Here is a 24,892-nt window from a genome sequence, read left to right as displayed (position 1 = left end):
ACGGCCTGCGCCTCAGCGCTGCGAAAGTCTGCGAAGACCGGCTGAGTTAGCCAATTCCATAGACCAGGCTCACGCGCCCATCCGAAAGCTGCCCGACCTTCCGCAATTCGAGCCCACGACGATTTTGCGTCGTCGCAAACAGCGCCTTTCCTTCGCCGGCGAGCAGCGGATAGACGATCAGCCGGAGTTCATCCACCAGCCCGGCATCGATGAGGCTCGCGGTAATTCGGGCGCCGCCCATGAGATAGATGTCCTTGCCGGGCTGCTGCTTGAGGGCAGCGATGTCCTCGAAGGTCCGCACGAAGCGCGTCTTTGGCCAAAGCGCCGAAGTCATCGTGTTCGACAGCACATAATGCGGGGTCTGTTCGGCAAAGCGGGCCCATTCGAGCTCGGCCGGCATCGGCAATTTGCCGGTCATCGGCAGCGGCTTGTCCGGTTCATTCTGTATCGCGGTCCAATAGCGCTCATAGCCGGCATACATGGCGCTCCCGAGTAGACAGGCGTCGATTTGCGGCATCAGGCCGTATTCCTCCGACCATGCGTCGACCCAATCCGCGTATCCCTCGGGTCCCTCCATCTTGCCGTCGAGGGAAATCTTCATTCCGGTGATCAATTTGCGCATGACTTCCTCCATCGGGCTTGCAAAAAGCAAGCACGTTTCATCGTCGGTTCGTTGCTGGTGTGCGAGCTTCCAGGGGCGGATGCCGGTGGAGACTCGGCGGTGACTTCAGGGTGCCGACGCGATCGTGTCAGGTCGGCAGGCGGCGGTCGTATTCTTCGCGCAGGCGGCTCCAGCCATCCCAAAACGAGGTCGGCGTCTTGCCCGCGAGGCGGGCGGCCAGCATGTCGAGGTGCATGTGCCAGCCGGCGGTGACGTTGAGCTGGATTGCGCGTTCCGCCAACCGGCGATGAACGACGGTGAGCAGCACATCATTGCCCTCCGGCTCCAGCAGGAAGGAAACTCCGCCGGTGTTTCCCCAGGTGATCGCGAGCTTGCGCGGCGCATCGAGTTCCGTAATGCGGCCCTCCATCCGATGCTCTTCGGGAAAACCTGCGGGGCGCTGGCCAGGCGGATCGGTCAGCTCGTCGTTACGCCAGACGAGTTCGAACGACGTGCCGGCCTTCATTTCCATCTGGCCCGCAGCCATCCACTGCCGGCGCAAGTCACTCTCGGTGAGATAAGCCCAGACGCGCGCGATAGGACCGGGCAAAAGGCGTTGAATGGTGAACGTGGCGGGCTCGGTCAGCTCGCCATAGGCTTCGATGCTTTTCATCTGGTTCACTGGTCGTCTCCTTCTTTTGAGTTGGGCGATTTCTTGGAATCATCCTGGGCTTTGCGTGCGTCCTCCTCGCGAAGGAGGCGTTCGAGAACGTCGAGACGGCTGGTCCAGAAGCGCTCGTAGAAGCCCAGCCACTGATGGGCGCTGGCCAGCGGTCCGGGTTCGAGACGGCAGACATGCGTCCGGCCCCTCACCTCTCGGCGGATAAGCCCTGCATTCTCCAGCGCCTTGATGTGCTTAGAGGCGGCGGCAAGCGACATGGCGAAGGGTTGCGCCAACTGGCTCACCGTTCGCTCGCCGCCGGCGAGATCGCGAAGCATGTGCCGGCGGGTGGCGTCACCAAGCGCGTGAAAGACCGAGTCCATCTGGGGTGTCTCTAATTCAACCATGTAGTTGAATATAGACGCGCGCTTTCAGACAGTCAACCATTTGGTTGAATGATTTTGGAAGAGGACTCCACAGGCGACCTGCGGCGATCGAGGACTCGGCTAGCGCAAGACCACGGACAGGGTCACTGCGGCGGAAGCGGAGCGAAACCTTCACTTGCCTTCGAAGAAAGTATGAATCGAGGTTTCCAGCTTTTCGATAAGTTGAGGGTTATGGCAGCTTCCAGCCCAGATCAGGGCGTTCAGTCTCATATCCTTGTTGAGAAAGTTCATTTTCCGAGAATCAAGCAGGTATCCCGCGACGTCGTAGTGCCGTCCCTTGATAGCCTCGATAAGCGCGTTGTTTCTTCCGGTCTTATCACTCAGATTCACGTCGGCGCCATTCTCGACAAGCAGCTTAACGACATCCAGATGCCCGTTCTTTGCTGCTTCGATAAGGGCCGTCCTGCCGTAATAGTCGGCTGTTGCATTGATCTCTATTTCGGGATGTTTCACGAGAGCTAGAATGGATGCGTAGTGGCCCTTGGCCGAAGCAAGGCTCAAAGGCGTGCTCTTCCAGTTGTTTCTGGAATTCACATCGATTGCTGGGTGTTCGATCAACGCCTCGACCGCCGCGGTGCGGGCGTTGAGGGCTGCGAGATGAAGTGCTGACCAGCCGCCGCCGTCCGCCTCGTTGATATTGGCGCCGGCCGCCAACTCCGCTCGAACGGCCTCCGCATCGCCCCGTTCTGCCGCGAGCAGCAGATTCGACCAACCTCTCGCCCCTTCGGCTTCCAAGTTCTCGGTCAATGCAGTCGCCTCTCCGAATGCTCCCGCAGAATATCATTGTTCCGGTTCGGCCGACATCCATCGAATGACAGGCTTCCAGCGAAACGCCTTCTCATTCGACAGCCCTATCGGATAAGGTGAGAAGCAAGATGCGAATTGGACGTCGGCGATTTCTGGTCCTGTCGCTCGGAGCGGCTGCCTTCGGCAAGGCACAAGCCTCCGAGCCACTTTGGGCAGCCCTGCGATCCGGAAAAGCTATCGCCTTGTTGCGCCATGCTGCCGCCCCGGGCTCCGGCGATCCCCCTGGCTTCAGGCTCGGTGATTGCAGCACACAGCGGAATCTGTCGGCAGAAGGTCGTGCGCAGTCCCGCGCGATCGGCGACCTGTTCCGTGCAAATGGTATCTCGTCGGCAGCCATCTATTCGAGCCAGTGGTGTCGTTGCCTCGACACTGCTCGCCTGCTCGGTTTGGGCAAAGTTGTGCCTCTTGAGTTGCTCAATTCGTTCTTCGGCAACAGTGCGGCCGCAAAGGAGCACACCGCTGCCCTTTCGGCCTGGCTCCGCGGGCAGCGTTTCGGTGGACCAGCCGTTCTTGTCACGCATCAGGTCAACATCACCGGCTTGACCGGCGAGGTGCCGGATAGCGGCGAAATGATCATCGCCCGTATTCATGAAGCTGACCCCGTGCAGGTCATCGGGCATGTTGCCACGCCAGCTTGAGCATCATGGCCTTCGACCCCATCTCCTGCAGCGTCGCTTCAGTCGTGGAACAACGACGCGCGAGGAGAGATCAAAGGGAGTGATGGCATGGCTATCGATTTCAACCACACGATACTGTCGGCCCGCGACAGCGTGGCGTCGGCAAAATTCCTGGCGGAAATGCTCGGCCTTCCAGCCCCGAGGCGCTGGGGACCTTTCCAGATGGTCACGACCGAGAACGGTGCCAACCTCGACTACATGGATACCTCAGGCGAAATCACGCCGCAGCATTATGCGTTCCTGGTCAGCGAAGCCGAATTCGACGCGATATTCGGTAGGATTCGTGAACGGGCGCTCCCCTACTGGGCTGACCCTGGCCGGGCGCAGCTGGGCCAGATCAATCACCACGACGGCGGCCGCGGTGTTTATTTCGAGGACCCGAACGGTCACCTTCTCGAGATCATTACCCGTCAATACGGCAGCGGCGGATGGAACCCGTGATCGCCCGGTGACGTAGCCAGGCGGCGGACGCACTCAACTAGGTCATCATTTGATCGAACGGCCGATGCCGAGGCGCGCCCGTTTCGCGTGGGTACCTTGTCGCTCGCTCCATGCCTGCGAAATCCGCGGCGACAGGTGGTATCGGAGTGAATGGTGCGCCAATATTGACATGTGGAGTTGCCTCGAACGTTCCGTGACAGGCCGCCGGAGGGCAGCCCGCCAGAGGGGGGAATAAATGCGTCGCATCGCTCGGACCTCGCTTGCCATCATCCTTTCGCTAGCCGTCGCAATCCTGACTGCCTGGGCCGGACTTGCCATGTGGTATCGCCTGCCCGTGGCCGAGCTTGGACGGGCTGTGGCCGGCGTCCTTTTCATCTTGTTCGGCCTCGCCACCGTCATTGCGCTCTTCAGCCGATTTCGCATCAGGGCGCTTGTCCTGTTTGTGGCTGCGCTTGCTGTGGTTCTGGTCTGGTGGAGCACCATCAGACCTTTCGATCACGCGGACTGGGCGCCCGACGTCGCCCGTCAGGTGACCGGCACCCGCGACGGGAATCTGTTGACGCTGACGGACGTGCGCGACTTCGAATGGCGTAGCGACACTGATTTCACCGAACGCTGGACAACGCGGACCTACGACCTCTCCAACATTCAGACGGTCGACCTCTTCATGTCTTATTGGTCCGGGACCAAAATCGCCCATGTCATCATAAGCTTCGGCTTTGCAGGAGGTGACTACCTTGCCTGGTCGATTGAGGTGCGGCGCCGTGCAGGCGGCAAGTTTTCACCCATGGCAGACCTGTTCAAGAGCAATCCCCTGGTCATTATTGCGGCTGACGAGCGAGACGTCGTCGGCGTCAGGTCAAACGTTCGTGGAGAGGACGTCCAAATCTATCGGCTAAAAGTGTCACCGGACGCGGCCCGGGCGCTCTTGCTGGAATACGTCCTGGACGCAAATGCACTTTCCACGACGCCGGAGTTCTATAATTCTATCACGACGAACTGCACGACCACGATCGTCAAGATGATGCGAGCCGTCGGTGACGTGGTCCCTCTTGACTGGCGCCTGATCGTTAATGGCTATCTTCCAGAATATGCGTACGCACGGGGCGCGCTCGATAGCCGCTTGCCGATGTCGGTTTTGAGGGAGTTGGCCCACATTGACGGCCGTGCGCGGGAGTCAGGCCTTTCGCCGGACTTTTCGAGATTGATCCGGATTGGCGTGCCATCTCCCGGTCCAATTTATTGATCTCCAGGGCATGTTTCGAACTGTTGCTGGCCGGTTCGAATCGGATCTCATCCCGGCTTCACGGCGCACTTCTACTTTCTCCGCCTGTCGACTGGCCTTGGCGGGCACCGAGCCTAGATAAGCACTGCGCTGGGGCGAAAGGATGCAGAAGGACCTGAGCATGCCTGAACAGATTACCCTGAGTAAACCTGAACAGATCACGTTGAACGATGGCTCAGCCATTCCCCAGATCGGCCTTGGCGTGTGGCAGGTCGATCCAGCCATCACGAGCCAGGTGGTGAGTTGGGGAATCGAGGCCGGCTACAGGTTGATCGACACCGCCGAAGGCTACCGGAACGAGGAAGGCGTCGGGCAGGCGATCCGCAAGGCTGGCGTGCCGAGAGGCGAGTTGTTCATCACCTCCAAGCTGCGCAACGGCGCGCATCAGCGTGACGCCGCCCTTCGGGCTTTCGACGAGACGATGAGCAAGCTCGGGATCGAAAAGATCGACCTGTTTCTGATCCACTGGCCAGTGCCCAGCCAGGATAAATATGTCGAGGCGTGGAAGACCCTGATCGAACTCAGGCAATCCGGCCGAATCAAGTCGATCGGCGTTTCGAATTTTAACCAGGACCATCTGGAGCGGATCATCGGCGAGACTGGGGTCACGCCCTCGGTCAACCAGATCGAGCTTCATCCCCGGTTTCAACAGCGCGGCATCAGAGATTTTCACAGCACGCACAACATCCGCATCGAAAGCTGGAGTCCGCTGGGCAGCGGCCGGCTGTTGAGCGACCAGACCCTTGAAAAGCTCGCCGGAAAACATCGCAAGTCCGTGGCGCAGGTGATCATCAGATGGCACCTTCAGGAAGGGCTGATCGTCATTCCAAAGTCGATCCACCAGAACCGGATCGCCGCCAACTTCGATGTCTTCGATTTCGAGCTGGACGCGGCAGACCTTGCGCTCATTCGAGGCATGGACTCATCAGACGGTCGCACCGGGCCGAACCCTACAACGGCAGCGTTCCTGTTCTGAGGAGCGCTGGACTCGGCCAGATCAGCGAAGGCGGATCACGTAAGGGCAGCCAGCCTCGCAACGGCCGGCTGCCCGATTGCCGAGACCTTGCACGCCGCGATTTTTGTCGACCAACGTCAGACACCGGGTTTACTGACGGAAAAAAGCTGCAGGCTGCCGGGCAGCCCGCTCCCTTCCAGCTCGCCATGCTCTTCGAATATCAGGCCGGACCCGACTACGAGATCGCGCACCGTCCGCGACGCGATGATCTCGCCCGTCCGCGCGTGATCGATCAGCCGCGATGACAGCTCGATCGCAACGCCAGTGAAGGCATCGCCGCGCACTTGGCATTCGCCGGTATGGACTGCCGCGCGGACATCGAGACCGGAATGCCTCAGGCGATGACGGATCGCGATCGCGCACTGGATCGACCGCGTCGGCCGTTGGAACATGGCGAAAAATCCGCTTGCGGAGCGCCTGATCTGCCTGCCTTCGGCAGCGAGCAGTTCGCCGCGGATCTCTTCGGCGTATCGCTCGATCAGATCTGCGCCGACACCAGAACGCGGGCCGGCTATCTCCAGGGACAGCATCGACACCAGAACCCCTTCGCCCGGCGCTGCCGGCAAGGCGCCAGTGACGAAAGCCTGGATCTCGTCGACGATACGATCGGAATTCTCGCCCCAGATCACGTGATCCCGGCCGGCAAACTCGATGTATCTGGCGCCTTCGATACGCTCTGCGAGGTAGCGTCCTTCTTGCGCCTTTACCCAGCGGTCGCCGGCCGCCTGCGCGATCAGCGTCGGAACATGAATGGCAGGCAGAATGTCGCGCACATCGATTTCGGTGCCCCAGCGCCAGAGCGCGATCGCGTCGGCGGGAGAAGCTGAATTCCTCAGGTACGCGGCGAACCATTCTCTCTCGAAACTGTCGTTCATCAGGCTGGGCGCCGCATTGCTCATGTCCGCCGGCTCTCCCCACTCTCTCTCGACGACGGCCAGATCTTCTTCCACCTGCTCGCTTGTTTTCGCCCAGGGGTAATCCTTCGACCATCTGCCGCTGGCATAGGCTCCGTTGAGCACAAGGGCTGCTGTTCGCTCGGGATAGGTCGCCGCGAACAGCATGCACATCGGGCCGCCCTCGGAGCTGCCGAACAGAACCGTGCGCTTCGAACCGACCGCATCCAGCACCGACCGCACGTCTTCCATCCGCTCTTCCAGCGTCGGCAAACCGACATTGCGATCCGACAGCCCCGTGCCGCGCTTGTCCATGCGGATCAGGCGGCAGAAGCTACCGAGGCGCTGGAACACACGCGCCAATCGTGGCGACGACCAGGCAAGGTCGAGGTTGGAGACCCACCCAGGCACATGGATCAGGTCGACCGGTCCGTCGCCGGTCACCTGATAGGCGATGTTGATCCCGGCCGATTTGACGTAATGGGTCGCGGGGCGCATCGGCTCGGCCCGGAACGCCGGCCGCTCGGCGGTTCGGGCTGGCGAGGGTGGCGGTGTCTGGGAAGACGACGCCGAGGCAGCTATCAGGGAGGCGGCTTGCGGTGTCATGCGGCGCGTCCGCAGGTCTTCATAGAGATGTCGGGTTTCCGGCTCGGGCTGCAGGTTCAGTTCCCGCTGCAGCGCACCGCGGCAATTCTCATATTGCTTCAGCGCGAGATTGAGCCGGCCCTGAGCCGCATAGGCTCGCATCAGGGCGCGGTGGGCGTCCTCCCTCAGCGGTTCCATGGCGAGCAGGCGCGTTGCCGAGCGCACGCATGAGGCAGGATCGTTCGTGGTGCAGTAATGCGCGACGAGCTTGTCCAGTGCCGCGACGGCCATCGCCCTCAGGCGCTCGCGCTCGACCCGCAGCCAATCCTCGAACGGCTCCTCCTTCAGGCCGAAGCCGTCGAGCAGGTCGCCGCGATAGACGAGAAGCGCCTGTTCGAGATCTTCAGGCGCCGAGTTGGCGGCCAGCGCCTGGAACCGCGCGACATCGAAATCGAGATTATCGAGATTGAAGGTGATGCTATGGCCATCCGTCAGGAACCTGCCGCCGTCGGATGCGTCCATCGCTTTCTTTATGGCGGATAGGGCCTGCCGAAGGTTCATCCGCGCCTGGGCCTCGCTATTGCCGCCCCACAAAAGCGCGGCGAGCTTCTCGCGCGACTGCGAGTGTCCGGACTGCAGGGCGAGATAAGCCACCATGGCGCGCGCCTTGCGGCTGAAAACCGGCGCCGCCCCTGCGCCTCCGGCGAAGTCGAAACCGCCTAGCAGACGGAGATGAGGGTGAGCCATCGGATCCCCACAGCCACAATATGTTTGCGATCCTTTCCTGTAGTTGCCCCTAATTCAACCGTGATCTTTCCCGACGCGTGCTTTTCACGAATCCTTCACGTTAGTTCCAACGCGGTTCTCACGGGCGTGGAGGAGAGTTCTCCGGACGAGCAACCCCTTATCTCAGAGGACTCTGATGCCACGCCCGAGTTCGACCGAATGGCCCATCTGGCATGATGACCCCTGGCAAAATCCGCAGCCACGCGGCGGGCTTGTGCCGCAACGCTATGATATTGCGCTTACGCATTATCTCGAGAAGCAGCGGGCCTACCGGGTATCAACGGTCCGCCCGTTCGATTTCTGGACCATCGCGATCCGCGCGTGCGCGCTGATCCCGCGTCTCGGGCGTGATTTTTTCCGGCGACTGCGTCCCCTCAACCCGCGCATCGGTATGAAAAAGCACTTGAGTTGATCGACGATATTGGCTTGAGGTTGGCGCAGATCGATAAGCAAATCGTTCTGGCGTCGGTGAGCATGACGGCGGTTTCTGCTCGACCCTCAATGCCCTTTCTTACGGTGTGAACTTCCCCGTTCCCGGCAGCCTCATATTCCCGACCCATCCAGCAGCGGGACATCTTCTTCGTCCCAGGGGCTCGGCAATGAACCCTTGCTCAGATTGGCTGTCGGCAGCGGCATCCAGCATTTCAGCTCGGGTTCGGCGTATTCAACCACGCGGCCCGGGGACGAGTCGGAAGCACGCCACCCTTCGCTGCCGAACTGGTCGGCTCGAGACCAGTAAGCCAGGTCGACTTCGGCCGGTCCCTGCTCGGACGGCCGAACCGTGACAAGGATTCGGCTGCCATCCCTTGGCGCGCTCGACATGTGACGCCACCGATCGGGCTCGTCCATCGTATCTCCTCCTGACGCCGGCATGACGACCTCTTCTGTCCAGGCGAATAGTCGCTTCGCGTGCAAGGCCGGTCAACCCGAACTTTGCGCAGGACAGTCTATAGTTGGCAGCCTGCCGGTCCGTCGCGACATGGACTCGCGATCATCAGCGAACCTTGGCCTTGACCGCCCAGGCTCTGGTTTTCAGGGGAATGGACCCGTCCTCGCCGCGCGGCAAACTATCGCGGAGCCTCTCCATCAATTTCTGGCGAGCTGAGGGGGCGAGGCTCATGCAATAGCCGGGTGCGGGTCCCGCACCCAGGGTGAAGGGGTGCCAGTAGTCGTCAAAATCCTTGAATACGGCCGGCATTTCAAGCCGGGTGGAGTCGACGGAAACCAGACCGGCCTTCCTGGCGAGATCGGTCAATCCGTCTTGTGTGCAGAACGGAAAGCGCCTGTCCTCGGTAAGGTCGACAGCGCCGGGGTCGAGCGCCGCCGCAGCGGTCCAGAAGGCCCGCATGAATTCCACCCCGCCACCAGGATAATCCCAGACATAGAACCCAATCGTCGCGTCGCGGCGGGCCACCCGCCCCATCTCCGCGAGCGCCTTTTCCTTGTCGGGGATGAAGTTGAGAACAAGCGCCGACACGACCATGTCCTTGCTGCCGGATTCCATGGCCAGGGCCTGCGCATCGCCTGCGAGAAACTCGACGCGTTCGTCAGGCACGTTTGCCCGCGCCTTGGCGAGAAAACCCTCCGATGGGTCTATGGACACCAGGCTCCTGGGGTTACAGCGCGCCAGGATGGCTGCCGACAGCGCCCCGGTTCCGCACCCCACCTCCAGCCAGTCCAGCCCTTCTGCCGGATCGAGCCAATCCAGGAACAATGGAGCGATCTGACGACTCCATCGCCCCATATAGACGTCGTAGCTATCCCCGGCCTGCCAGGCGTCGTGACGCGTTGCCTCGGTCATCGCAATCTCCTCCCCGAGATGATTTCAGAGCATTGGTCGGCTGCAAGAATACGCCCGCCGCAATCCAAGGAACAGAGGCGCAGGAGTGTGACCTGAGCTCGAATTGCATAATCAGAGGGATCAGACGCTGGACCTCTCCGGTCCCGGGGAAATCGCCTGCTGACGCAGGCGATCGGTCGGCTGGTTCCGTGCGACTCTTTGCGCCGCTCGCCGACTATCGCCGCGTTGCCGTTCTGGGAAATTCCACCACGTCTGCGGGCGGACGCTTGTACTGGGCTGCAACAATTGCATCGATCAGAATATCCAGAGCCGCACGAACCGTGCTGCTCGTCTCGTCATCGCCGCGCAAATAGTGGCAGGCTCGTTCAAGATGGAGATGGGCGGCGGCAAAGTCGCTAGTCATGGATTCTCCTTTTGCCCGCCGTTCGACAAGGATGGCCATCTCGACTTACCCGAAGGCAAATATCCACAGGTGGATTTGAATCAAATTTGGCCGGTTAACCAGATCTTCAGCAACTCAAGGCGACCTTGCTGTGCGGACACGTGTTGAGCTCCGCCTCAGGCAACAGACCCGCTCCGGAGACCGGGGCGGGTTTTTGCTTGAATGTCGCCTGGGCAGAACTTGACATGGCGCGACGGCTGGAAGTCCGCCATTCGTCCAGGTTGGGCCAACCGGAGCAAGCATGCCTGACGTGGAAACCAGCCGCCACGCGCGCGCTCTCTTTCGCCCGACACCAGCAGATCGACGAGGGCGCGCACCCGGTCGGCCTAAAGCGCGCCGCATCAGCCGTGGTATCGATGCTACACATGCGTGCCAGGCTAGGGCAGCCGGGCCCGGCATGGCCCTAGCCTGGGTTACTGTTATAGCTACAGGTATATTAGTGATTTCTTGACAATCGCTTGGAGCTCTGCTTTCCTTGATTCATTGATAATTAAGTAAGTCGTGCGTTTTTTTGGGGACGGTGTTCGCATGTCAACCTTGGTTGTTGCGGACCCGCGGGGAGTCTATCTCGCCGGTCTGGAGTGGGTTCTGCGGAAGGCTGGCCACAGCGTTGTGGGAAACTGCCATCGCATAATTGACGTTGTCCCGCATGTGGAGCGCCATCGGCCTGATATTGTCGTCATAGGCGTGGACATCGCCAGTCAGCAGACGGCCAGTCTCTCCTCTCGACTGAGAACTATGAACAGCGCGCTGGGCATAATTTTCATCCTGCAACCAAACGGCGGGTTCGGCGTCAAGGACATACAGGAGCTCGACGCCGACGGCTTGCTGCTGGACGGCATCAGCCATAGCTATCTTGTCGAATGCGTAAATGTCGTGGCGGCCGGTCGAAAATGGGTCGACAACAACATCCTCCAGCATCTGTTGATGCCGATATCTCAGCATCATCCCGAGCCGAGGCTTACAGGACGTGAGGCCGAAGTCGCCAGCCTCGTCGTGCGCGGGTTCCGCAACAAGAACATCGCCGAGCAGCTGCACGTATCCGAGGGCACGGTGAAAATGCACTTGCACCACGTCTACGAAAAGCTCCACCTCAGCAGCAGGGCTGAATTGGCCTGGGCGACGTTTGACAAAGCTGCCGATCATCCGGGGACAGGTCACAAGAGCGGGCTTTGACCATCACCTTCGGCCAAGCGTCGAGGCCGCTGCGTCAACATGATATCGGCCACAGGCCGGAAACCCACAGCATATCGATCGCCCGTTACACCAACGCGGTCATCCGCAAGCGCCTGTCGGCGCTCGATAAATCGAAGGATGTATATCGTTCGATCAGGGTGCGGTTATTCACCACAATACTATCGAACCGAGAATGGACGCGTCCTCTCCATCGGCGACACAATAGGTTCGAGGGCTGCAATTCAGGACGCGACCGATGCACTCGGGTAGGTGCAATTCCGGCGTCTGGGGGTGGATCCCTTTTTCTTGAAGCGTTTTAACCAAGGAGAATCTCCATGGCAATCGACATCGTAGCTCAAGACATCATCATCGACGAGACCACCGGTCTTCAGGTCGAGGACGATGATGTTAACCCGTTGGATTCGCCGCACAGCACCGATCCCACGCTGCAATATCTCCTAGGTCTCGACGATGCGGGCGGGCTGACCTCACCGGAGGTCGCCTTCCAGACCGACTTCGTGGTCGCCTCGGCGAGTGCAGGGGAAACCATCACCTCGGTCGTTCTCTCCCAGAACCTCAATGGAACCCCGTTTTCCACCACCGTCGGCGTGTACAGCGACATTCAGACGGTCGATGGCAATTATGTCTGGCTGTTCCAAGACCCAACTCATGCAAACGTCGTGATCGGCGTCATCGGTACCTCTGACGGGACCGTCGCGCCCGACCCAACCGGTCCGCTCGCCTTCTCGCTTGGGCTGAACAGCACCAGCAACACCAATGCGAACCTGTACACGGTCCAGTATGTGCCGTTGTTCCATCCGGACGAGACCAACCCGGACGACCGCATCGATCTGACTGACAAGGTGTTCGCCTCTGTCACGGGGACCACCGTGGTCAATTTCGGCCAGCTTGGTGACGCCCCTCCTGGACACAACAATTGGTATATCCTCGACGCCGACGTAGCGAGCCCGCAGAAGATTCTTGTCACGGCTCACGACAATGGCGCGCAAGCTGAAGTCAACATCAGCACGCAAGGCTTGGGTGTCGCATCTCAAGACGTGCGCTTTGGCCGTGAGCTCCAGATCGACCTGATCAGCGGCGGCACCCAGAGCGCGGGTAAGGACTTTACCAACACGCCAACCGCGCCTGACTACGACGCCCACATCGAGAACGTCTCCGGCGCGGGTTTCTCGGTCTCGCAGTCGACGCCGACCAACACCGTGGCTGACATCGAGATCCACGCCTATAATAATGACGACAACGCGGAAGGCGCTAATCTCCCCGGTGATGACAACGATACGGAGATCAATATCACCGGAGTGACTTTCAAACTGAACGGCGTCGCAACAACAGCCGCGGCCCTGGGCATCACGGTTGATCTCAGCGGCACTGGACTGATCCTTCAGGATGTCGGCGAGGGCGTGACGGTCGACTTCACGACCGCAGGCGGGGCTGGCGGAACCTTTGACCGCTTCACCATCAAGAATATCGACACCGAGAAAGACTATTTCGATGTCAAGGAGGTGCACTTTTCTGGTGCTGTAGCCAACGCCCACAACGAACAGGTCGGCTCCTTCATCAACTTCGACGATGACGGGCCGACACTCTCGATCACGGCCGCGCCGACGGTTGGCGCCGCCGAGGTGGTCGAGGCGAGCGGGGTTGGCGGGCAGAGCCAGGCGACGATCACGCCGCCGACCTTCACGGCAAGCGCGGTCGACGGCTTCACAACCAATGTGACCTACGCCCTGGCCCTGGCGGGCGGGACGGCGACCGGGCTGCTGACGACGGCGGGCAACCATGCGATCACGCTAGTGGCCGACTCGGCCAGCCAGATCTCGGGCCAGTATGACAGCGACGGCGACAACACGCTCGATGCGACGGCGTTCACGGTGACGCTGTCTGGCACGACGGTGACGCTGACGTCGTTGGTTGCCCTTGAGCACTCGAACGCGCCGCAAGGCGCGGGCGAGGACAACTCGCTCGACCTCGGCACTCTGATCAACGTGGTGTCGACGGTGACGGTGACGGACGGCGACGACGACGTCGTGTCGTCGCAAAGCGCGAGCTCGGGGCTGTCGCTGACCTTCAACGACACCGATCCGACGATCACGGCACCGTTCGACGGTGACCAGACCGGTGCCCCCGGAACCCCCGAGACGCTGGCTAACACGCTCAACGCGTCGGCTACCGGAGCCTTCGGGTACGACATGACGGACAAGCACACGGCCGCAGAGTATGCGGCGGGTGTTAGCGACTTTGTCGATACCAACGGTGCTTTGGCGGGCACCCAGATCGCGCTGACCGGCACGGTCGACAACGCGCAGAACCCGAATATCACCCAAGCGGTCGCAACCCGCACGGCTGAGACCGATACATCTGCGTCGTTTGCCTTCTCGTTCCACTACGACAAGGACCCAATCACGGCTGGTGTGCAGGACGCTACGGCGGGCGGCACGCTTGTCTTCGACAAGGCTGCCGACACCTACACCGTCACCCTGACCGACGTGATCGACGGGTTCAGTTTCGACGTGCTTCACACCAGCGAGTTGGTGGCGAAAGCGCCCACCGGCAACACGGGACACCCGCTGATCGTCGCGGAGCAGCTGACGCCGAACGGCGATCCGGATCCGTTCTTCGTGCAGTTCACCGCAAACTCGACCACCCAGCAGATCGGCTTCGGGTTCAACTCGACCGGCGACGGAGCGACCGTTGGTGACACCACGTTCAACAACGGAGGTGCCACCCACGACATGATCACCAACGCCCACGAAGACTGGGTGTCTGCAACCCGGGCGACAAACGGGGTCGCCGGTGACACGATCCAGAAGGGTGAAGTGCTGACGTTGCGGTTCTTCCAGGAGAACATCCTGGGCGACGTTAACCCGAATGCTCCCGAGGGCGGCACCGAGAGGCTTGACCCGACCACATCTGCCAGTGGGGTCGTGATCAAGTTCGACGGCATCGGCAGCAGTGAGGACCTGGTCCTGATCCTCGATCTCAGGGACGCCAACGGCAATGAGATCACCAGGGCCGTCAACGTGCAGAACTCGGACCTGATCAAGGGCAACGCCAATGTGCCCTCCCCGTACAACACCGAGTTCACGCTCGATAACAACGATGCCCTCCTGATCTTGGAGAGCAACGACTACAATGATGGCACCGAGACGTTCCAGATCCAGGGCGTGCAGATCATGCAGAGCGCCAATGGGCTGGAGGGTACCGCCATCAACCTGAACGGGGCCATCGGATCGGGCGGTAACAGCAATGCCACCTCTGGTCTGACGGCATGGGACACGACCGATAACGACGTCCTGAAGATCGTGGACATCGGGTTTGTGCAGCAGACCAGCGGGACGATCAGCGCCGACCTCGTCTTCGCCTTCAACGTGGCGGACGCGGACGCGGACCAGACTTTGACGCAGCAGATACTTGTTGACGTTGCCTGACACTTGACCAAACGGGGGCAGCCAATGCTGCCCCCGTACTGCCACCCGCGATCTGTTGCACGAGATGTCATCCAAATGATGAAAACCAACCAACAGCCCCCTGCCCTGCAGGTGGTGATGAAAGAGGCCCGACGCGCCGTCAAGCCGCTTATCTGGTTCAGCGCCGGTATTAACATGCTGATGCTGACCGGGGCGCTGTACATGCTCCAGGTCTACCACCGCGTGTTGGGCAGCCACAGCACGGAGACACTGGTGGTGTTGACGTTGATGGCGGCGACGGCGCTGGCGACAATGGCGGCACTGGAAGTCGTGCGCCAGCGCCTGCTGGCCAAAGTCGGAACGTGGATGAACGCGCGGTTGGCGCCTGTTCTCCTGACCGCATCGGTAGAGTACGCGGCCGCCGCGCCCGGTCAGGTTACCTCCCGCCCGCTGCGTGACCTCGACCAGGTGCGGAATTTCTTCACCAGCCCGAGTATCTACCCGATCCTTGACGCGCCTTGGGCACCGATCTTCTTCGCCGCTATCTTCCTCATGCACCCTTGGTTGGGCTGGCTGGCGTTGTGTGGCGGGATTGTATTGTTCGCACTGGCGTTGCTGAACGAGTACACCACACGCAAGCCGCTGACGGAGGCCGGTAGCGCGCAGTCGCGGGCTTACACGCAGGCTGAGGCCGTGATCCGCAACGCCGAGGTCGTGCAGTCTATGGGCATGTTGAAGCCCCTGCTCGAAATTTGGAAGGTCCACCAGGACGAGGCGAACGAGGGACATTCCCGCGCCAGCAGCCGGGGCGGCACCATCTCGGCCATCGCGCGCTCCTTCCGTCAGGCCCTCCAGATCGCCATCCTCGGCCTCGGCGCTTATCTTGTATTGCGGAACGAGGCTTCCGGCGGCATCATGATCGCCGCCTCCATCCTGATGGGCCGCGCGTTGGCCCCGGTCGAACAAGCGATCGGCACGTGGAAGGCGACGGTGGGGGCCCGCGACGCCTACAAACGTCTCGTCGCAGTCGCCGGACAGCACCCGGAGGCCACGCCGGCCTTGCCGTTGCCGCGCCCGAAAGGTAAGTTTGAGGCCGAGAACATCGCACTCGCCCGGCAGGGCGGCGGCGAGCCGATTCTGAAAGGAATCAGCTTCCAACTCAACCCGGGCGAAGTGATGGCGTTGATCGGCCCGAGCGCGGCCGGCAAGACGAGTCTGGCGCGAGTGTTGGCCGGCGCTTGGCGCCCATCCGCAGGCCGCGCGTTGCTCGACGGCATGGACGTCGCCCAATGGGCGGCGGAGGACCGGGGCCGTCACGTCGGCTACCTGCCGCAAGACATCGAGCTCTTCGCCGGTACCGTCTCCGAAAACGTCTGCCGCTTCGCGACGCTCAACCCCGCGGTCTTCAAGCACGTGGTCAACGCCGCGCAGCTGGCGGGCGTCCACGAACTGATCAAGGGGCTGCCGAAGGGTTACGCCACCGAGATCGGCGAGGCGGGCGCGGTGTTGTCGGGCGGACAGCGCCAGCGCATCGGGCTGGCGCGGGCACTCTACGGCGACCCGGCGCTCCTTATCCTCGACGAACCCAACTCCAACCTCGACAAAGAAGGCGAAGACGCACTGGCCGCCGCCATCGGTATCGCCAAGGCCACGAAAACGACCATCATCTTGATCGCACACCGCCCGAACATCATGGAGAAGGTCGACAAGGTGTTGGTCCTCAACCGCGGCCAGCAAGACCTCTTCGGCCCGCGCGACTATGTCTTCAACGAACTCGCCAACCGCGCCGGCAAGGTGGCCCAGATGCCAAAGGCAGCCCAGCTGCCAACCCTCGAAGTGGTCAAGGAAGTCAAAAAAATTAAAGAGGTCAAAGAAGCATGAGCCGTTCCCCAGAATTGAACGTCGTGCCGTTACCCGTCCCGCCACCCTCCGTGCTGGAACCGGTACCCCTGCGTCTCACGGGCGTGACGTGCACCGGGTTCGCGATCATGTTCCTGTTCTTCGGCGTGGCGGGGGGTTGGGCGGCGCTGGCACCGTTGGACAGCGCCGCAGTGGCTCCGGGCGTTATCAAGGTCGCCGGCGACCGCAAGCTCATCCAGCACCTCGAGGGCGGCATCATCGCGGAGTTGAACGCCGCCAACGGTGATATCGTCAAGGCGGGCAAGGTCCTCATCCGACTCGACAACACACAGGCGACGGCGCAGCTTGACCTGATCCAGAACCGGATAGCAACGCGTGAGGCGCTGGCCGCGCGTCTCAGGACTGAGCGTGACGGCAAGGCCGAGATCGAGTTTGATCCGGCGTTGCTCGCAGACCCCGCCACCGCCGTAAAGGACGCGGTGGCCGCACAGCGTGACGTGTTCGCGGCGAAGCACCACAACTTGAAGGACGAGCGGGAAATTCTCAGCCAGCGCCGTCACCAGACCGAGGAAGAGATAACGGGACTAGAGGAACTTATCGTCACCGAGGACAAGCAGATCGAGGCGATCGAGGGTGAAACCAAAGACCTTGAAAGTCTGCTCAAGAAGGGGCTGACCACCCGCGAGAGGAACCTGTTGCTCAGACGACAACAGCGGGTGGTAGAGGGTGAGCGCGCTACCAACGTCGCGGCAATCGCTCGTGCCAGAAGCGCCATGGCCGAGATTGAGATGCAAATTTTGAACCTCAACACAGTGCGGCTGAACGAGGCCGTCGAGGAGTTGAGCAAGGTCGAGGCGGAGTTGTTTGACCTCAGACAGGAGGAGCGTTCCGCCAAGGACGTGCTTACCCGTACCAATGTCGTCGCCCCAGTTGACGGCATCATCATGGACCTGAAGGTCCACACGGCGGGCGGTGTCGTGAAATCCGGTGAGACATTGATGACAGTCGTGCCGCTCGGACAACAACTCGTGGTCGAAGCTATGGTCAAACCAGAGGATGTCGAGACGATCGCGCCCGGACAGCCCGCGCGCGTCAGCTTCCCGGCCTTCGCCCGCTACAACCTGCCACCACTCGACGGCGTCGTGGAGATCGTGTCGGCTGACCGCATGGTGGAGGAGCGCAGCGGCGCACCGTATTTCGCCGCAACCGTGTTGATCGACAAGAGCGAACTCGCCAAGCTGGAGGGCCGTAAACTGCTGCCGGGCATGTCGAGCGAGGCGCTGATCCGGACAGGTGCTCGCACCGTGCTTTCTTACCTCGCCGAGCCGATCACGCAGAACTTCCGCCGAGCCATGCGGGAAAAATAGGCCGCCCAACGTCTTCTTCATCTGACCAGATAAAAAAACCGGCCCCGCGCTCGTGCGTGGCCTTGCAATCAGGTGCCTGAATTGGGCATTAAGTTATGAGGTGGATTCATGAATGGCGCGCAGCAACGTCAACGACCTTCTTGCCTTCCTGGCTGTGGCGAAGGAGCGAAGCTTCACCAGGGCGGCCGCGCAACTCGGCGTTTCGCAGTCTGCGCTCAGCCATACGATCCGAGGGCTTGAAGAACGGCTCGGGCTCCGGCTACTGACCCGCACCACACGCAGCGTCTCTCCGACGGAAGCGGGCGAACGCCTGCTGCAAAATGTTGGTCCGCGGTTTGAAGAGATCGAGACGGAACTCGCCTCGCTGAGCGAGCTGCGCGACAAGCCCGCCGGCACCATCCGCATCACGGCTGGCGAATATGCGGCCGACACGGTCCTCTGGCCCGCTCTGGCCAGGCTGCTGCCGGACTATCCCGACATCAAGGTCGAGATCGTCGTCGACTACGGCCTCACCGACATCGTCGCGGAGCGCTACGACGCCGGCGTTCGTCTCGGCGAGCAGGTGGCAAAGGACATGATCGCCGTGCGCATCGGGCCCGATATGCGCATGGCGGTCGTCGGCGCGCCGTCCTATTTCGCCAGGCGCAAGCCACCAAAGACACCGCAGGATCTGATGGCGCACGACTGCATCAATCTGCGGCTGCCGACCTATGGCGGGCTCTACGCCTGGGAGTTCGAGAAAAACGGGCGCGAGCTCAAAGTGCGGGTGGAAGGGCAGTTTGTCTTCAACACCTCTGCGCTCAGGCTGAACGCGGTGCTGGCCGGGTTTGGGCTGGCGTACCTGCCCGAGGATCAGGCGCGGGCTCACATTGCGGAAGGGCGCCTTGTCCGTGTGCTCGCCGACTGGTGCCCGCCCTTCTCGGGCTGTCACCTCTACTATCCGAGCCGAAGGCAGAACTCGCCGGCCTTCGCCGTGCTCGTCGACGCGCTGCGCTTTCGCGACTGAAAGGAGAGGCCGCCGCTCGCGCGGTTGATACTAAACCGACGCGACACCGATGCCCGCGTCAGGCCGCTTTACGCTGGGATTTCCATGTCTCGTGGTGCTTGCCCCACGCCGACATGACAGTCACCGCATCGTTCAGGCTAAAGCCGAGCGGCGTGATCGAGTATTCCACGCGCGGCGGCACCTCGTCATAGGCGCGCCGGCTGATGAGTCCGTCGGCTTCCATCTGCCGCAATTGCTGCGTGAGCACCTTCTCGCTGACGCCAGGTAGCAACCGGCGCAGTTCGGCAAAGCGGTATGGCCGCAGGTGCAGTTCCCATAGCAGCGAGGTTTTCCACTTTCCGCCGATGGCCTGCAACGCGGCAGCAAAACCGCAACTGTCTGGTTCCTTGCGCCTCATTTGGCAGCTCCTGTCATGATGGCGATAGCTTACCTCAAGGTGCGTACTTCTCAACGCAGCAAGAATTTATATCTTCGGATCGAGCGCGCCAAACATGAAAACGGACCCTCGTCGAGAGGGCCATCAGTCTATCGGAGAAGTTATTATGACATCAAATGTCTGCGTGCTCGGCGCGGGCCGAATGGGCTCGTCCATTGCTCGAACGCTGCTCGATCGCGGCTACACAACGTGGGTCTGGAATCGGACCGCGGCAAAATGCGATCCATTGGGCGCCCTTGGCGCGAAGGTCGCCCCCTCGGTGGAGGCTGGCATCCAGGCGGCCGAAATCGTGATCATCAATGTTCTCGACTATGCCGCCAGCGATGCTTTGCTGAAGCGGGACGGCATCGCTTCGGCATTGGCCGGCAAAGCCGTCGTGCAACTCACCTCCGGCTCGCCGCGTCTGGCACGGGAAGAAGCGAGCTGGGTGGAGGCGCATGATGCCGGCTATCTGGACGGCGCGATCATGGCCACTCCGGATTTTATAGGCAAACCAGAGACCGCGCTGCTTTATTCGGGTTCCCGCGACGTTTACGAGAAGCACAAGCCCCTGCTGTTCGCGCTCGGCGGCGGCACGAGCTATGTCGGCGAGCTGCCTGGCCAGGCCTCTGCGCTCGATACCGCTCTGCTCACCCAGATGTGGGGCGGGCTCTTCGGGGCACTCCAGGGCATGGCTGTCGCCGAGGCTGAAGGGCTCGACCTGGAGACGTTCAGGAGCCATCTTTCCGCATTCAAGCCGGTCGTCGATGCCGCTCTGTTCGACGTGGTGGATAGAACAAATGCGCGCCGTTTTGCCGGCGACGACGCAACCCTCGCCTCATTGGGTGCCCACTACAGCGCCTTCCAGCACCTGCTTGAGGCATGCGAGGAGCGAGGTCTCGACGCGGCTATGCCGCGCGCCATGGATATGATCTTTCGACAGGCGCTTTCGCGCGGGCGCACGGAAGATGATTTCGCATCTCTCGCGCCCTTGTTTCGAAACGGCGCGCCGCGCCGGAGCCGGGAGCCAGCGAATGCATAGCGGCAAGACGAGAAGAACCGCGACCTGCTCGTGCCGGGGCGTGGAGCTCGTCCTCGCCGGAGAGCCGCGACGCGTCTATGCGTGCAGTTGCCTGGAGTGCCAGCGATGTACCGGAACGGCGTTCTCGTATCGGGCGATCTACGCCGACTCCGCCCTTGTCGGCCTGAAAGGCGAGACCAGATCCTGGCGCAGAACCGGCTCGTCGGGGCAATGGTTGGAGCAGACATTCTGCACCACGTGCGGGTCGGTCGTTTTCATGCGGGCAGAAGGGCTGAAGGATGCGCTGTCGGTATCGGTCGGCTGTCTGGAGGACCCGGAATTCCCGCCCCCGATCATGCTCCATTGGCCTGCCCGAAAGCATAAATGGCTTTGTTTGGAAGGCGTGCCCGAAGCAGCCGCCTCTTGAGGAGCGGATCACCCAGAGCAGCGCGACACTTGGCTTGCGGCAGGGCGGATAGCTGCCGCGGACGACTGCGACCCGAAGGCTCCCTTGCAACACTTTGCACTCCTCGACGTTCTCCCTCGGCTTCGCCCGGTGGGCTGCGGAAAACCGGCAGGCCGATCATAGTCGCCTTTGGTCGCGTTGTGGTTGGGCCGGCCAAGGAGGACGCAATGACGAAAGAGAGCAACAACACGCAGCAAGTTCTGCAGTGCATGACAACCGAGCACTTCGTGCTGCAGACCGCCCGCGCAGCCACGATTCAAGAAGCGAACCAGCGCGCCAATCTGTTCCTCACGTCGGTCTCAAGCGTAACGATCGCTCTGTCATTCGTCGCGCAAGTCACGGAAATGGGTATGCCTTTCGTGCTGTTCAGCCTGATCCTGCTGCCTTGCCTGTTCTTCATCGGTCTGGTCACCTTCGTGCGCGCCGTGCAGGTTGCGATCGAGGATATGGTGCACGCTCGTGGCATGGCGCGGATCCGGCACTATTACGTCGAAATCGCGCCAATCATGCAAAAGTACCTCATCCATTCCACGCATGATGACCGCTCGGCGGTGCTCGTCGACAAGGGCTTCAACCCGTCGCCCCTGCAGTATTTCATGACGACCGCAGGCATGGTGAGTACGATCAGCGGCGCGATCGCAGGCGTCTTTACGGGCATAGTGGCAACATCGGTAATCGGCTCGGGAATGTCGCTCGGGGTTATTTCCGGAATTTTGGCTTTCGTTACAAGCATCCTGCTGCTGCGGCATTACCACGCCCGAGCCTGGGCGGCGGCCGAGCAGAAATTGATGACACTTTTCCCGGGCGTGCCCGGCAAATGACGTCACTCAGCCCTGCTCGCCCCTACGCCGGTTGCAGCTGCCCGCGGCAAGGCGCGACCGCGCCAGGCAGAATCGCAGCCCTCGTCAGTCGAGCGGTTCATGCTGATAGAGCTCATCCATGCTGAGCGATGCCAGAGCGGCGAAAGGCGCCTGCTTTTTCACACGCCCGCCGCTCAGGATCACCACGTCGTCGCAGAACGAGATGGTGCTGTGATGATGGCTGATGACTATGGTCGTGCGGCGGCCTGCCCTCGATTTCAAGGTTTCGACGATTGCCGCTTCCGACAGCCCGTCCACCGCATTGGTGGCTTCGTCCAGGATGAGGATGTCGGGATCGCGCACCAGAGCTCTCGCCAGTGCGATCCGCTGCCGCTGTCCCGCTGAAAGATTGACGCCCCTGTAGCCGACGATCGTCTCGTAGCCTTGCGGCAAATGTTCAATGAATTCATGTGCTTCGGCCAGCCTCGCAGCGCGCTCGGCGTCGCCGGCCGACGCCTCGTCCTGCCCGTAGATTATGTTTTCAAAGATGGTGCCATCCACCAGTTCCAGGTCCTGGCTGGCAAGCGCGATATGCCTTCGCCATTGGCTGGGATCGATCTGGTCGAGGGGTGATCCATCGACCAGAATTCTACCGGTATCAGGTTCGACAAAGCGGCACAGGAGATTGACGATTGTCGTCTTGCCCGCGCCTGACCGGCCGATCAGCGCCGTCGAGCGGCCGCTGCGGATTTCGAAAGCCGCCGAATGCAGCACCACGGCGCGCCGGTCCTTGCCGGAATAGGTAAAGGTCACGTCATCGAACTTGATTCCCTGGCCCAAGCCGCGAAAGGGTCCGCTGCCTTGCGGAGGTTCGGGCTTGTCGGATGGATCCAGCATCCAGACCACCTCTTCAAGCGATCCGCTCAAGCCCTGCAACTGGCTCCAGGCCATTTGCAAAGCCCGCATATACGGCTGCAGCCTGTAGAGCAGGATGACGAACGCGACGATCAGCGGGAAACTCACGCCCACGAACCAGGCGCCGATCACCACCGCCAGAAAGAGCATCGCGTGGAGAACCTCGGTCAGCGGCGGCAACGCGCCCTGACGCGTAAGCAGGACGAAAGCAGCCCGGCGAACCCCATCCGATGCCCGATCGAATACCGCCTTCTCGCGGCTCTCCTGCCCGAAAATGCGGATCAGACGCCCGGCATGCACGAGGTGGAGCATCTGCGATGCGAGATCGCTGTTGCGCGAGGCGACGCTGCGGCTGGGCGCCTTCAAATTGGCTGACAGCACGGCGTGCGCGATCTGAACGAGGACCAATCCCAGTGTGACCAAAAGTGTCATCTGCCACGAAAGCAGGAGCAGAAAGACCAGCAGGATGATTGCAGCCGAGGCGCTGACGATGGCCGCCAGCATGATCTGGATCGCATCCGATGCCCGCCAGGATTCGTTGGATATGATGTTGAGCAGCCGTCCGGGACTTTGCTGGAGGAAGAATGGGTAACCCACCCTCAGCAACTGCTCCGACAGCGCACTGCGGATCGAATGGCTGGCTTTGCCATAGATGAAAGTCGTCAGCAGCGTGTTTGCGAAGGCGAAGATGTTCTTCAGGACGATCGAGCCGAGGATGGCGGCCGAGATGACGATCAGCCGGTCGCGCTCGCTCAAGCTCGATCCGACGTGCTGGAACACGGCGGAAAAGCCGGCCATCCCAGCTTGATCCCCCTGCCCCATGATGATGCCCAGCAGGGGGATGATCAAGCCTATGCCGAAGCCTTCGAGGGCGGCGCCGACAAGGCCGAGAAGCACCACGGCGGGAAGCAGGCGCAACTGCTTCCTTCCAAGCGCGCGGCGCAGCATCGGCAGGCTCGGCGGAACCAGTCGCATTATGGCGTATTCACCCTCGCCTCGGCATTTGCCTGTTGATCCTGTGCTTGTTGATCCTGCCGCACTTGCGGCGCCTGCGGCCATCTCGCCAGCAAAAGCACGGCGAACTTGGCCGCGCCGAGCATATTCATGGCGACGATCGGCCAGTGCGACAGCTTGAGTTCGCGATCGAACGCAGGACCCTTCACCAGTTCCCGGAATGCCGATCTGACTGCCCAGTAGAAATGGCGAAGCAGCCAGGGCGCACGGCGAACATGTTTCAGGCACAGCCCGCCATTGCCCATGCTGTAGTCGCGGTGGAGTTTTTCGATGGCTTTGCGATCTCGCCGGCCGTGATGGTGGAAGATCGTCATATCAGGCACATACTCGACCGGGATGCCGAGCAGCACCGCTCGCACAAGGTAATCCGTATCCTCCGCGGAACGCAGTGGGCCGCCCGCGCCGAACCGCTCGTCGAAAAGCCCGATACGGGCCGCAACATCGCGGTGCATCGTCATGTTGCATCCCAGCACAAAGCCGCCGGGATGAACATCCGATGTAAGCCGCTCGCGGACCGGCGACCGCTTGATCGTGAACGGCAGATCCCTGGCATCGCCGATCTCGACGCGGCCTCCCCGGACGACCCGTTCCCCGGTCGCATAGTGTCGCTGCAAATCGCTGAGGTAGTCACCATGGACCTGGCAATCATCATCGACGAAGACCAGCACACGGCCTCGTGCGCGCGCCAGGCCGGCGTTGCGGGCCGCAGCCAATCCGGGTCGTGGCTCGCAAATAGCCTTCAATGGAATGTCCGACAGTTTGGCGATGCTGCCCAGGCGCTCTGCCGTGCGGTCGGTCGAGCCGTTGTCGACAACCACGAGCTCGGCCGCGAAGGCAGGACGGGCACGGCACGCGGCCTGGATCGACTTGATGCAAGGCTCAAGCACCGCAACGCGGTTGCGTGTGCAGACGATGAAGCTGACCTCGGGCGCTGGTCCATGCTGCGATCCGACCGAAATGGGCGCAGGCATCGTCGCGCGGTTG

The 24,892-nt window shown here is 61.6% G+C and carries 24 protein-coding genes; 13 read left to right on the top strand and 11 right to left on the bottom strand.

Annotation, left to right across the window (positions count from 1 at the left end; all coding sequences use genetic code 11):
* Positions 1 to 46: 46 nt before the first annotated feature.
* From EOB36_RS00355 to EOB36_RS00340, 4 genes are all read right to left on the bottom strand, one after another.
* Positions 47 to 622 carry a dihydrofolate reductase family protein gene (locus EOB36_RS00355; RefSeq protein ID WP_126105606.1) on the bottom strand — a complete coding sequence of 192 codons (576 nt, stop codon included), beginning with the start codon at positions 620 to 622 and terminating at the stop codon, positions 47 to 49.
* A gap of 127 nt (positions 623 to 749) precedes the next feature.
* On the bottom strand, positions 750 to 1,274 hold the full coding sequence (locus EOB36_RS00350; protein WP_128284066.1) for an SRPBCC family protein: 525 nt from the start codon (positions 1,272 to 1,274) through the stop codon (positions 750 to 752).
* 5 nt (positions 1,275 to 1,279) lie between these two features.
* Positions 1,280 to 1,669, bottom strand: a complete 390-nt coding sequence (locus EOB36_RS00345) for a metalloregulator ArsR/SmtB family transcription factor (protein ID WP_128284027.1) — start codon at positions 1,667 to 1,669, stop codon at positions 1,280 to 1,282.
* 150 nt (positions 1,670 to 1,819) lie between these two features.
* Positions 1,820 to 2,455, bottom strand: a complete 636-nt coding sequence (locus EOB36_RS00340; RefSeq protein WP_128284026.1) for an ankyrin repeat domain-containing protein — start codon at positions 2,453 to 2,455, stop codon at positions 1,820 to 1,822.
* 128 nt (positions 2,456 to 2,583) lie between these two features.
* Between EOB36_RS00340 and EOB36_RS00335 the strand changes: the two genes are divergently transcribed.
* From EOB36_RS00335 to EOB36_RS00320, 4 genes are all read left to right on the top strand, one after another.
* On the top strand, positions 2,584 to 3,153 hold the full coding sequence (locus EOB36_RS00335; protein ID WP_128284025.1) for a histidine phosphatase family protein: 570 nt from the start codon (positions 2,584 to 2,586) through the stop codon (positions 3,151 to 3,153).
* A gap of 87 nt (positions 3,154 to 3,240) precedes the next feature.
* Positions 3,241 to 3,633: a VOC family protein gene (locus EOB36_RS00330; protein WP_128284024.1), complete on the top strand. Its 393-nt coding sequence runs from the start codon at positions 3,241 to 3,243 to the stop codon at positions 3,631 to 3,633.
* A gap of 235 nt (positions 3,634 to 3,868) precedes the next feature.
* Positions 3,869 to 4,879: a DUF4105 domain-containing protein gene (locus EOB36_RS00325; RefSeq protein ID WP_128284023.1), complete on the top strand. Its 1,011-nt coding sequence runs from the start codon at positions 3,869 to 3,871 to the stop codon at positions 4,877 to 4,879.
* Between the two features lie 160 nt (positions 4,880 to 5,039).
* Positions 5,040 to 5,894 carry an aldo/keto reductase gene (locus EOB36_RS00320; protein ID WP_128284022.1) on the top strand — a complete coding sequence of 285 codons (855 nt, stop codon included), beginning with the start codon at positions 5,040 to 5,042 and terminating at the stop codon, positions 5,892 to 5,894.
* Between the two features lie 116 nt (positions 5,895 to 6,010).
* Here the strand turns inward: EOB36_RS00320 and EOB36_RS00315 are convergent, their stop codons facing one another.
* The gene (locus EOB36_RS00315; protein WP_128284021.1) at positions 6,011 to 8,158 is read right to left on the bottom strand and encodes an alpha/beta fold hydrolase; all 2,148 of its coding nucleotides are present in this window, start codon (positions 8,156 to 8,158) and stop codon (positions 6,011 to 6,013) included.
* A gap of 175 nt (positions 8,159 to 8,333) precedes the next feature.
* Here EOB36_RS00315 and EOB36_RS00310 point away from each other — a divergent pair, with 175 nt between their 5' ends.
* Positions 8,334 to 8,609 carry a hypothetical protein gene (locus EOB36_RS00310; protein ID WP_128284020.1) on the top strand — a complete coding sequence of 92 codons (276 nt, stop codon included), beginning with the start codon at positions 8,334 to 8,336 and terminating at the stop codon, positions 8,607 to 8,609.
* A gap of 131 nt (positions 8,610 to 8,740) precedes the next feature.
* Here the strand turns inward: EOB36_RS00310 and EOB36_RS00305 are convergent, their stop codons facing one another.
* From EOB36_RS00305 to EOB36_RS00295, 3 genes are all read right to left on the bottom strand, one after another.
* Positions 8,741 to 9,046: a hypothetical protein gene (locus tag EOB36_RS00305; RefSeq protein ID WP_023799134.1), complete on the bottom strand. Its 306-nt coding sequence runs from the start codon at positions 9,044 to 9,046 to the stop codon at positions 8,741 to 8,743.
* Positions 9,047 to 9,191: 145 nt separating this feature from the next.
* Complete coding sequence (locus EOB36_RS00300; RefSeq protein ID WP_128284019.1) at positions 9,192 to 9,998, bottom strand: class I SAM-dependent methyltransferase; 807 nt, start codon at positions 9,996 to 9,998, stop codon at positions 9,192 to 9,194.
* A 214-nt stretch (positions 9,999 to 10,212) separates the two neighbouring features.
* A complete protein-coding gene (locus EOB36_RS00295; protein ID WP_127293151.1) occupies positions 10,213 to 10,401 on the bottom strand; it encodes a hypothetical protein in 189 nt (62 codons plus the stop codon).
* 567 nt (positions 10,402 to 10,968) lie between these two features.
* On the opposite strand from EOB36_RS00295, the gene EOB36_RS00290 reads away from it, so the two are divergent.
* The 5 genes from EOB36_RS00290 to EOB36_RS00270 all read left to right on the top strand — a co-directional run bounded on the left by EOB36_RS00290 (position 10,969) and on the right by EOB36_RS00270 (position 19,277).
* Entirely contained in the window at positions 10,969 to 11,616 is a 648-nt protein-coding gene (locus EOB36_RS00290) for a response regulator transcription factor (RefSeq protein WP_128284018.1), read from the top strand.
* 335 nt (positions 11,617 to 11,951) lie between these two features.
* Positions 11,952 to 15,065, top strand: a complete 3,114-nt coding sequence (locus EOB36_RS00285; RefSeq protein WP_128284017.1) for a DUF5801 repeats-in-toxin domain-containing protein — start codon at positions 11,952 to 11,954, stop codon at positions 15,063 to 15,065.
* A gap of 78 nt (positions 15,066 to 15,143) precedes the next feature.
* Positions 15,144 to 16,925, top strand: coding sequence for a type I secretion system permease/ATPase (locus EOB36_RS00280; protein ID WP_128284065.1), 1,782 nt, complete (start codon positions 15,144 to 15,146; stop codon positions 16,923 to 16,925).
* Complete coding sequence (locus tag EOB36_RS00275; protein ID WP_128284016.1) at positions 16,922 to 18,271, top strand: HlyD family type I secretion periplasmic adaptor subunit; 1,350 nt, start codon at positions 16,922 to 16,924, stop codon at positions 18,269 to 18,271. The genes EOB36_RS00280 and EOB36_RS00275 overlap by 4 nt, the downstream gene beginning before the upstream one ends.
* 112 nt (positions 18,272 to 18,383) lie before the next feature.
* Positions 18,384 to 19,277, top strand: coding sequence for a LysR family transcriptional regulator (locus EOB36_RS00270; protein WP_127203966.1), 894 nt, complete (start codon positions 18,384 to 18,386; stop codon positions 19,275 to 19,277).
* A gap of 58 nt (positions 19,278 to 19,335) precedes the next feature.
* Here the strand turns inward: EOB36_RS00270 and EOB36_RS00265 are convergent, their stop codons facing one another.
* The gene (locus tag EOB36_RS00265; protein WP_065008584.1) at positions 19,336 to 19,674 is read right to left on the bottom strand and encodes a helix-turn-helix domain-containing protein; all 339 of its coding nucleotides are present in this window, start codon (positions 19,672 to 19,674) and stop codon (positions 19,336 to 19,338) included.
* 94 nt (positions 19,675 to 19,768) lie between these two features.
* Here EOB36_RS00265 and EOB36_RS00260 point away from each other — a divergent pair, with 94 nt between their 5' ends.
* From EOB36_RS00260 to EOB36_RS00250, 3 genes are all read left to right on the top strand, one after another.
* Positions 19,769 to 20,734, top strand: coding sequence for an NAD(P)-dependent oxidoreductase (locus EOB36_RS00260; RefSeq protein WP_281035464.1), 966 nt, complete (start codon positions 19,769 to 19,771; stop codon positions 20,732 to 20,734).
* Positions 20,727 to 21,140, top strand: coding sequence for a GFA family protein (locus tag EOB36_RS00255; protein ID WP_128284014.1), 414 nt, complete (start codon positions 20,727 to 20,729; stop codon positions 21,138 to 21,140). Before EOB36_RS00260 ends, EOB36_RS00255 begins: the two co-directional genes overlap by 8 nt.
* 206 nt (positions 21,141 to 21,346) lie before the next feature.
* Positions 21,347 to 22,000, top strand: coding sequence for a hypothetical protein (locus EOB36_RS00250; protein ID WP_095489208.1), 654 nt, complete (start codon positions 21,347 to 21,349; stop codon positions 21,998 to 22,000).
* Positions 22,001 to 22,084: 84 nt separating this feature from the next.
* Here EOB36_RS00250 and EOB36_RS00245 read toward each other — a convergent pair whose 3' ends face one another.
* Together EOB36_RS00245 and EOB36_RS00240 are read right to left on the bottom strand one after the other, a co-directional pair.
* A complete protein-coding gene (locus tag EOB36_RS00245) occupies positions 22,085 to 23,872 on the bottom strand; it encodes an ABC transporter ATP-binding protein (RefSeq protein WP_164897415.1) in 1,788 nt (595 codons plus the stop codon).
* Positions 23,869 to 24,879, bottom strand: a complete 1,011-nt coding sequence (locus EOB36_RS00240) for a glycosyltransferase (protein WP_245467537.1) — start codon at positions 24,877 to 24,879, stop codon at positions 23,869 to 23,871. The genes EOB36_RS00245 and EOB36_RS00240 overlap by 4 nt, the downstream gene beginning before the upstream one ends.
* Positions 24,880 to 24,892: the final 13 nt, after the last annotated feature.

This window comes from Mesorhizobium sp. M6A.T.Cr.TU.017.01.1.1 (assembly GCF_004023115.1).
In the GTDB taxonomy this organism is placed as follows: Bacteria; Pseudomonadota; Alphaproteobacteria; order Rhizobiales; family Rhizobiaceae; genus Mesorhizobium; species Mesorhizobium mediterraneum.
This window is presented reverse-complemented; position numbering and strand designations above follow the sequence as displayed.

Excerpts from the sequence above, each read along its gene's own strand:
- EOB36_RS00355 (WP_126105606.1), bottom strand. The coding sequence starts at position 622 with ATGCGCAAATTGATCACCGGAATGAAGATTTCCCTCGACGGCAAGATG.
- EOB36_RS00270 (WP_127203966.1), top strand. The coding sequence starts at position 18,384 with ATGGCGCGCAGCAACGTCAACGACCTTCTTGCCTTCCTGGCTGTGGCG.
- EOB36_RS00285 (WP_128284017.1), top strand. The coding sequence starts at position 11,952 with ATGGCAATCGACATCGTAGCTCAAGACATCATCATCGACGAGACCACC.
- EOB36_RS00295 (WP_127293151.1), bottom strand. The coding sequence starts at position 10,401 with ATGACTAGCGACTTTGCCGCCGCCCATCTCCATCTTGAACGAGCCTGC.
- EOB36_RS00260 (WP_281035464.1), top strand. The coding sequence starts at position 19,769 with ATGAAAACGGACCCTCGTCGAGAGGGCCATCAGTCTATCGGAGAAGTT.
- EOB36_RS00305 (WP_023799134.1), bottom strand. The coding sequence starts at position 9,046 with ATGGACGAGCCCGATCGGTGGCGTCACATGTCGAGCGCGCCAAGGGAT.
- EOB36_RS00310 (WP_128284020.1), top strand. The coding sequence starts at position 8,334 with ATGCCACGCCCGAGTTCGACCGAATGGCCCATCTGGCATGATGACCCC.
- EOB36_RS00280 (WP_128284065.1), top strand. The coding sequence starts at position 15,144 with ATGAAAACCAACCAACAGCCCCCTGCCCTGCAGGTGGTGATGAAAGAG.
- EOB36_RS00250 (WP_095489208.1), top strand. The coding sequence starts at position 21,347 with ATGACGAAAGAGAGCAACAACACGCAGCAAGTTCTGCAGTGCATGACA.
- EOB36_RS00290 (WP_128284018.1), top strand. The coding sequence starts at position 10,969 with ATGTCAACCTTGGTTGTTGCGGACCCGCGGGGAGTCTATCTCGCCGGT.
- EOB36_RS00330 (WP_128284024.1), top strand. The coding sequence starts at position 3,241 with ATGGCTATCGATTTCAACCACACGATACTGTCGGCCCGCGACAGCGTG.
- EOB36_RS00350 (WP_128284066.1), bottom strand. The coding sequence starts at position 1,274 with ATGAAAAGCATCGAAGCCTATGGCGAGCTGACCGAGCCCGCCACGTTC.
- EOB36_RS00345 (WP_128284027.1), bottom strand. The coding sequence starts at position 1,669 with ATGGTTGAATTAGAGACACCCCAGATGGACTCGGTCTTTCACGCGCTT.
- EOB36_RS00255 (WP_128284014.1), top strand. The coding sequence starts at position 20,727 with ATGCATAGCGGCAAGACGAGAAGAACCGCGACCTGCTCGTGCCGGGGC.
- EOB36_RS00265 (WP_065008584.1), bottom strand. The coding sequence starts at position 19,674 with ATGAGGCGCAAGGAACCAGACAGTTGCGGTTTTGCTGCCGCGTTGCAG.
- EOB36_RS00275 (WP_128284016.1), top strand. The coding sequence starts at position 16,922 with ATGAGCCGTTCCCCAGAATTGAACGTCGTGCCGTTACCCGTCCCGCCA.
- EOB36_RS00300 (WP_128284019.1), bottom strand. The coding sequence starts at position 9,998 with ATGACCGAGGCAACGCGTCACGACGCCTGGCAGGCCGGGGATAGCTAC.
- EOB36_RS00240 (WP_245467537.1), bottom strand. The coding sequence starts at position 24,879 with ATGCCTGCGCCCATTTCGGTCGGATCGCAGCATGGACCAGCGCCCGAG.
- EOB36_RS00315 (WP_128284021.1), bottom strand. The coding sequence starts at position 8,158 with ATGGCTCACCCTCATCTCCGTCTGCTAGGCGGTTTCGACTTCGCCGGA.
- EOB36_RS00325 (WP_128284023.1), top strand. The coding sequence starts at position 3,869 with ATGCGTCGCATCGCTCGGACCTCGCTTGCCATCATCCTTTCGCTAGCC.
- EOB36_RS00320 (WP_128284022.1), top strand. The coding sequence starts at position 5,040 with ATGCCTGAACAGATTACCCTGAGTAAACCTGAACAGATCACGTTGAAC.
- EOB36_RS00335 (WP_128284025.1), top strand. The coding sequence starts at position 2,584 with ATGCGAATTGGACGTCGGCGATTTCTGGTCCTGTCGCTCGGAGCGGCT.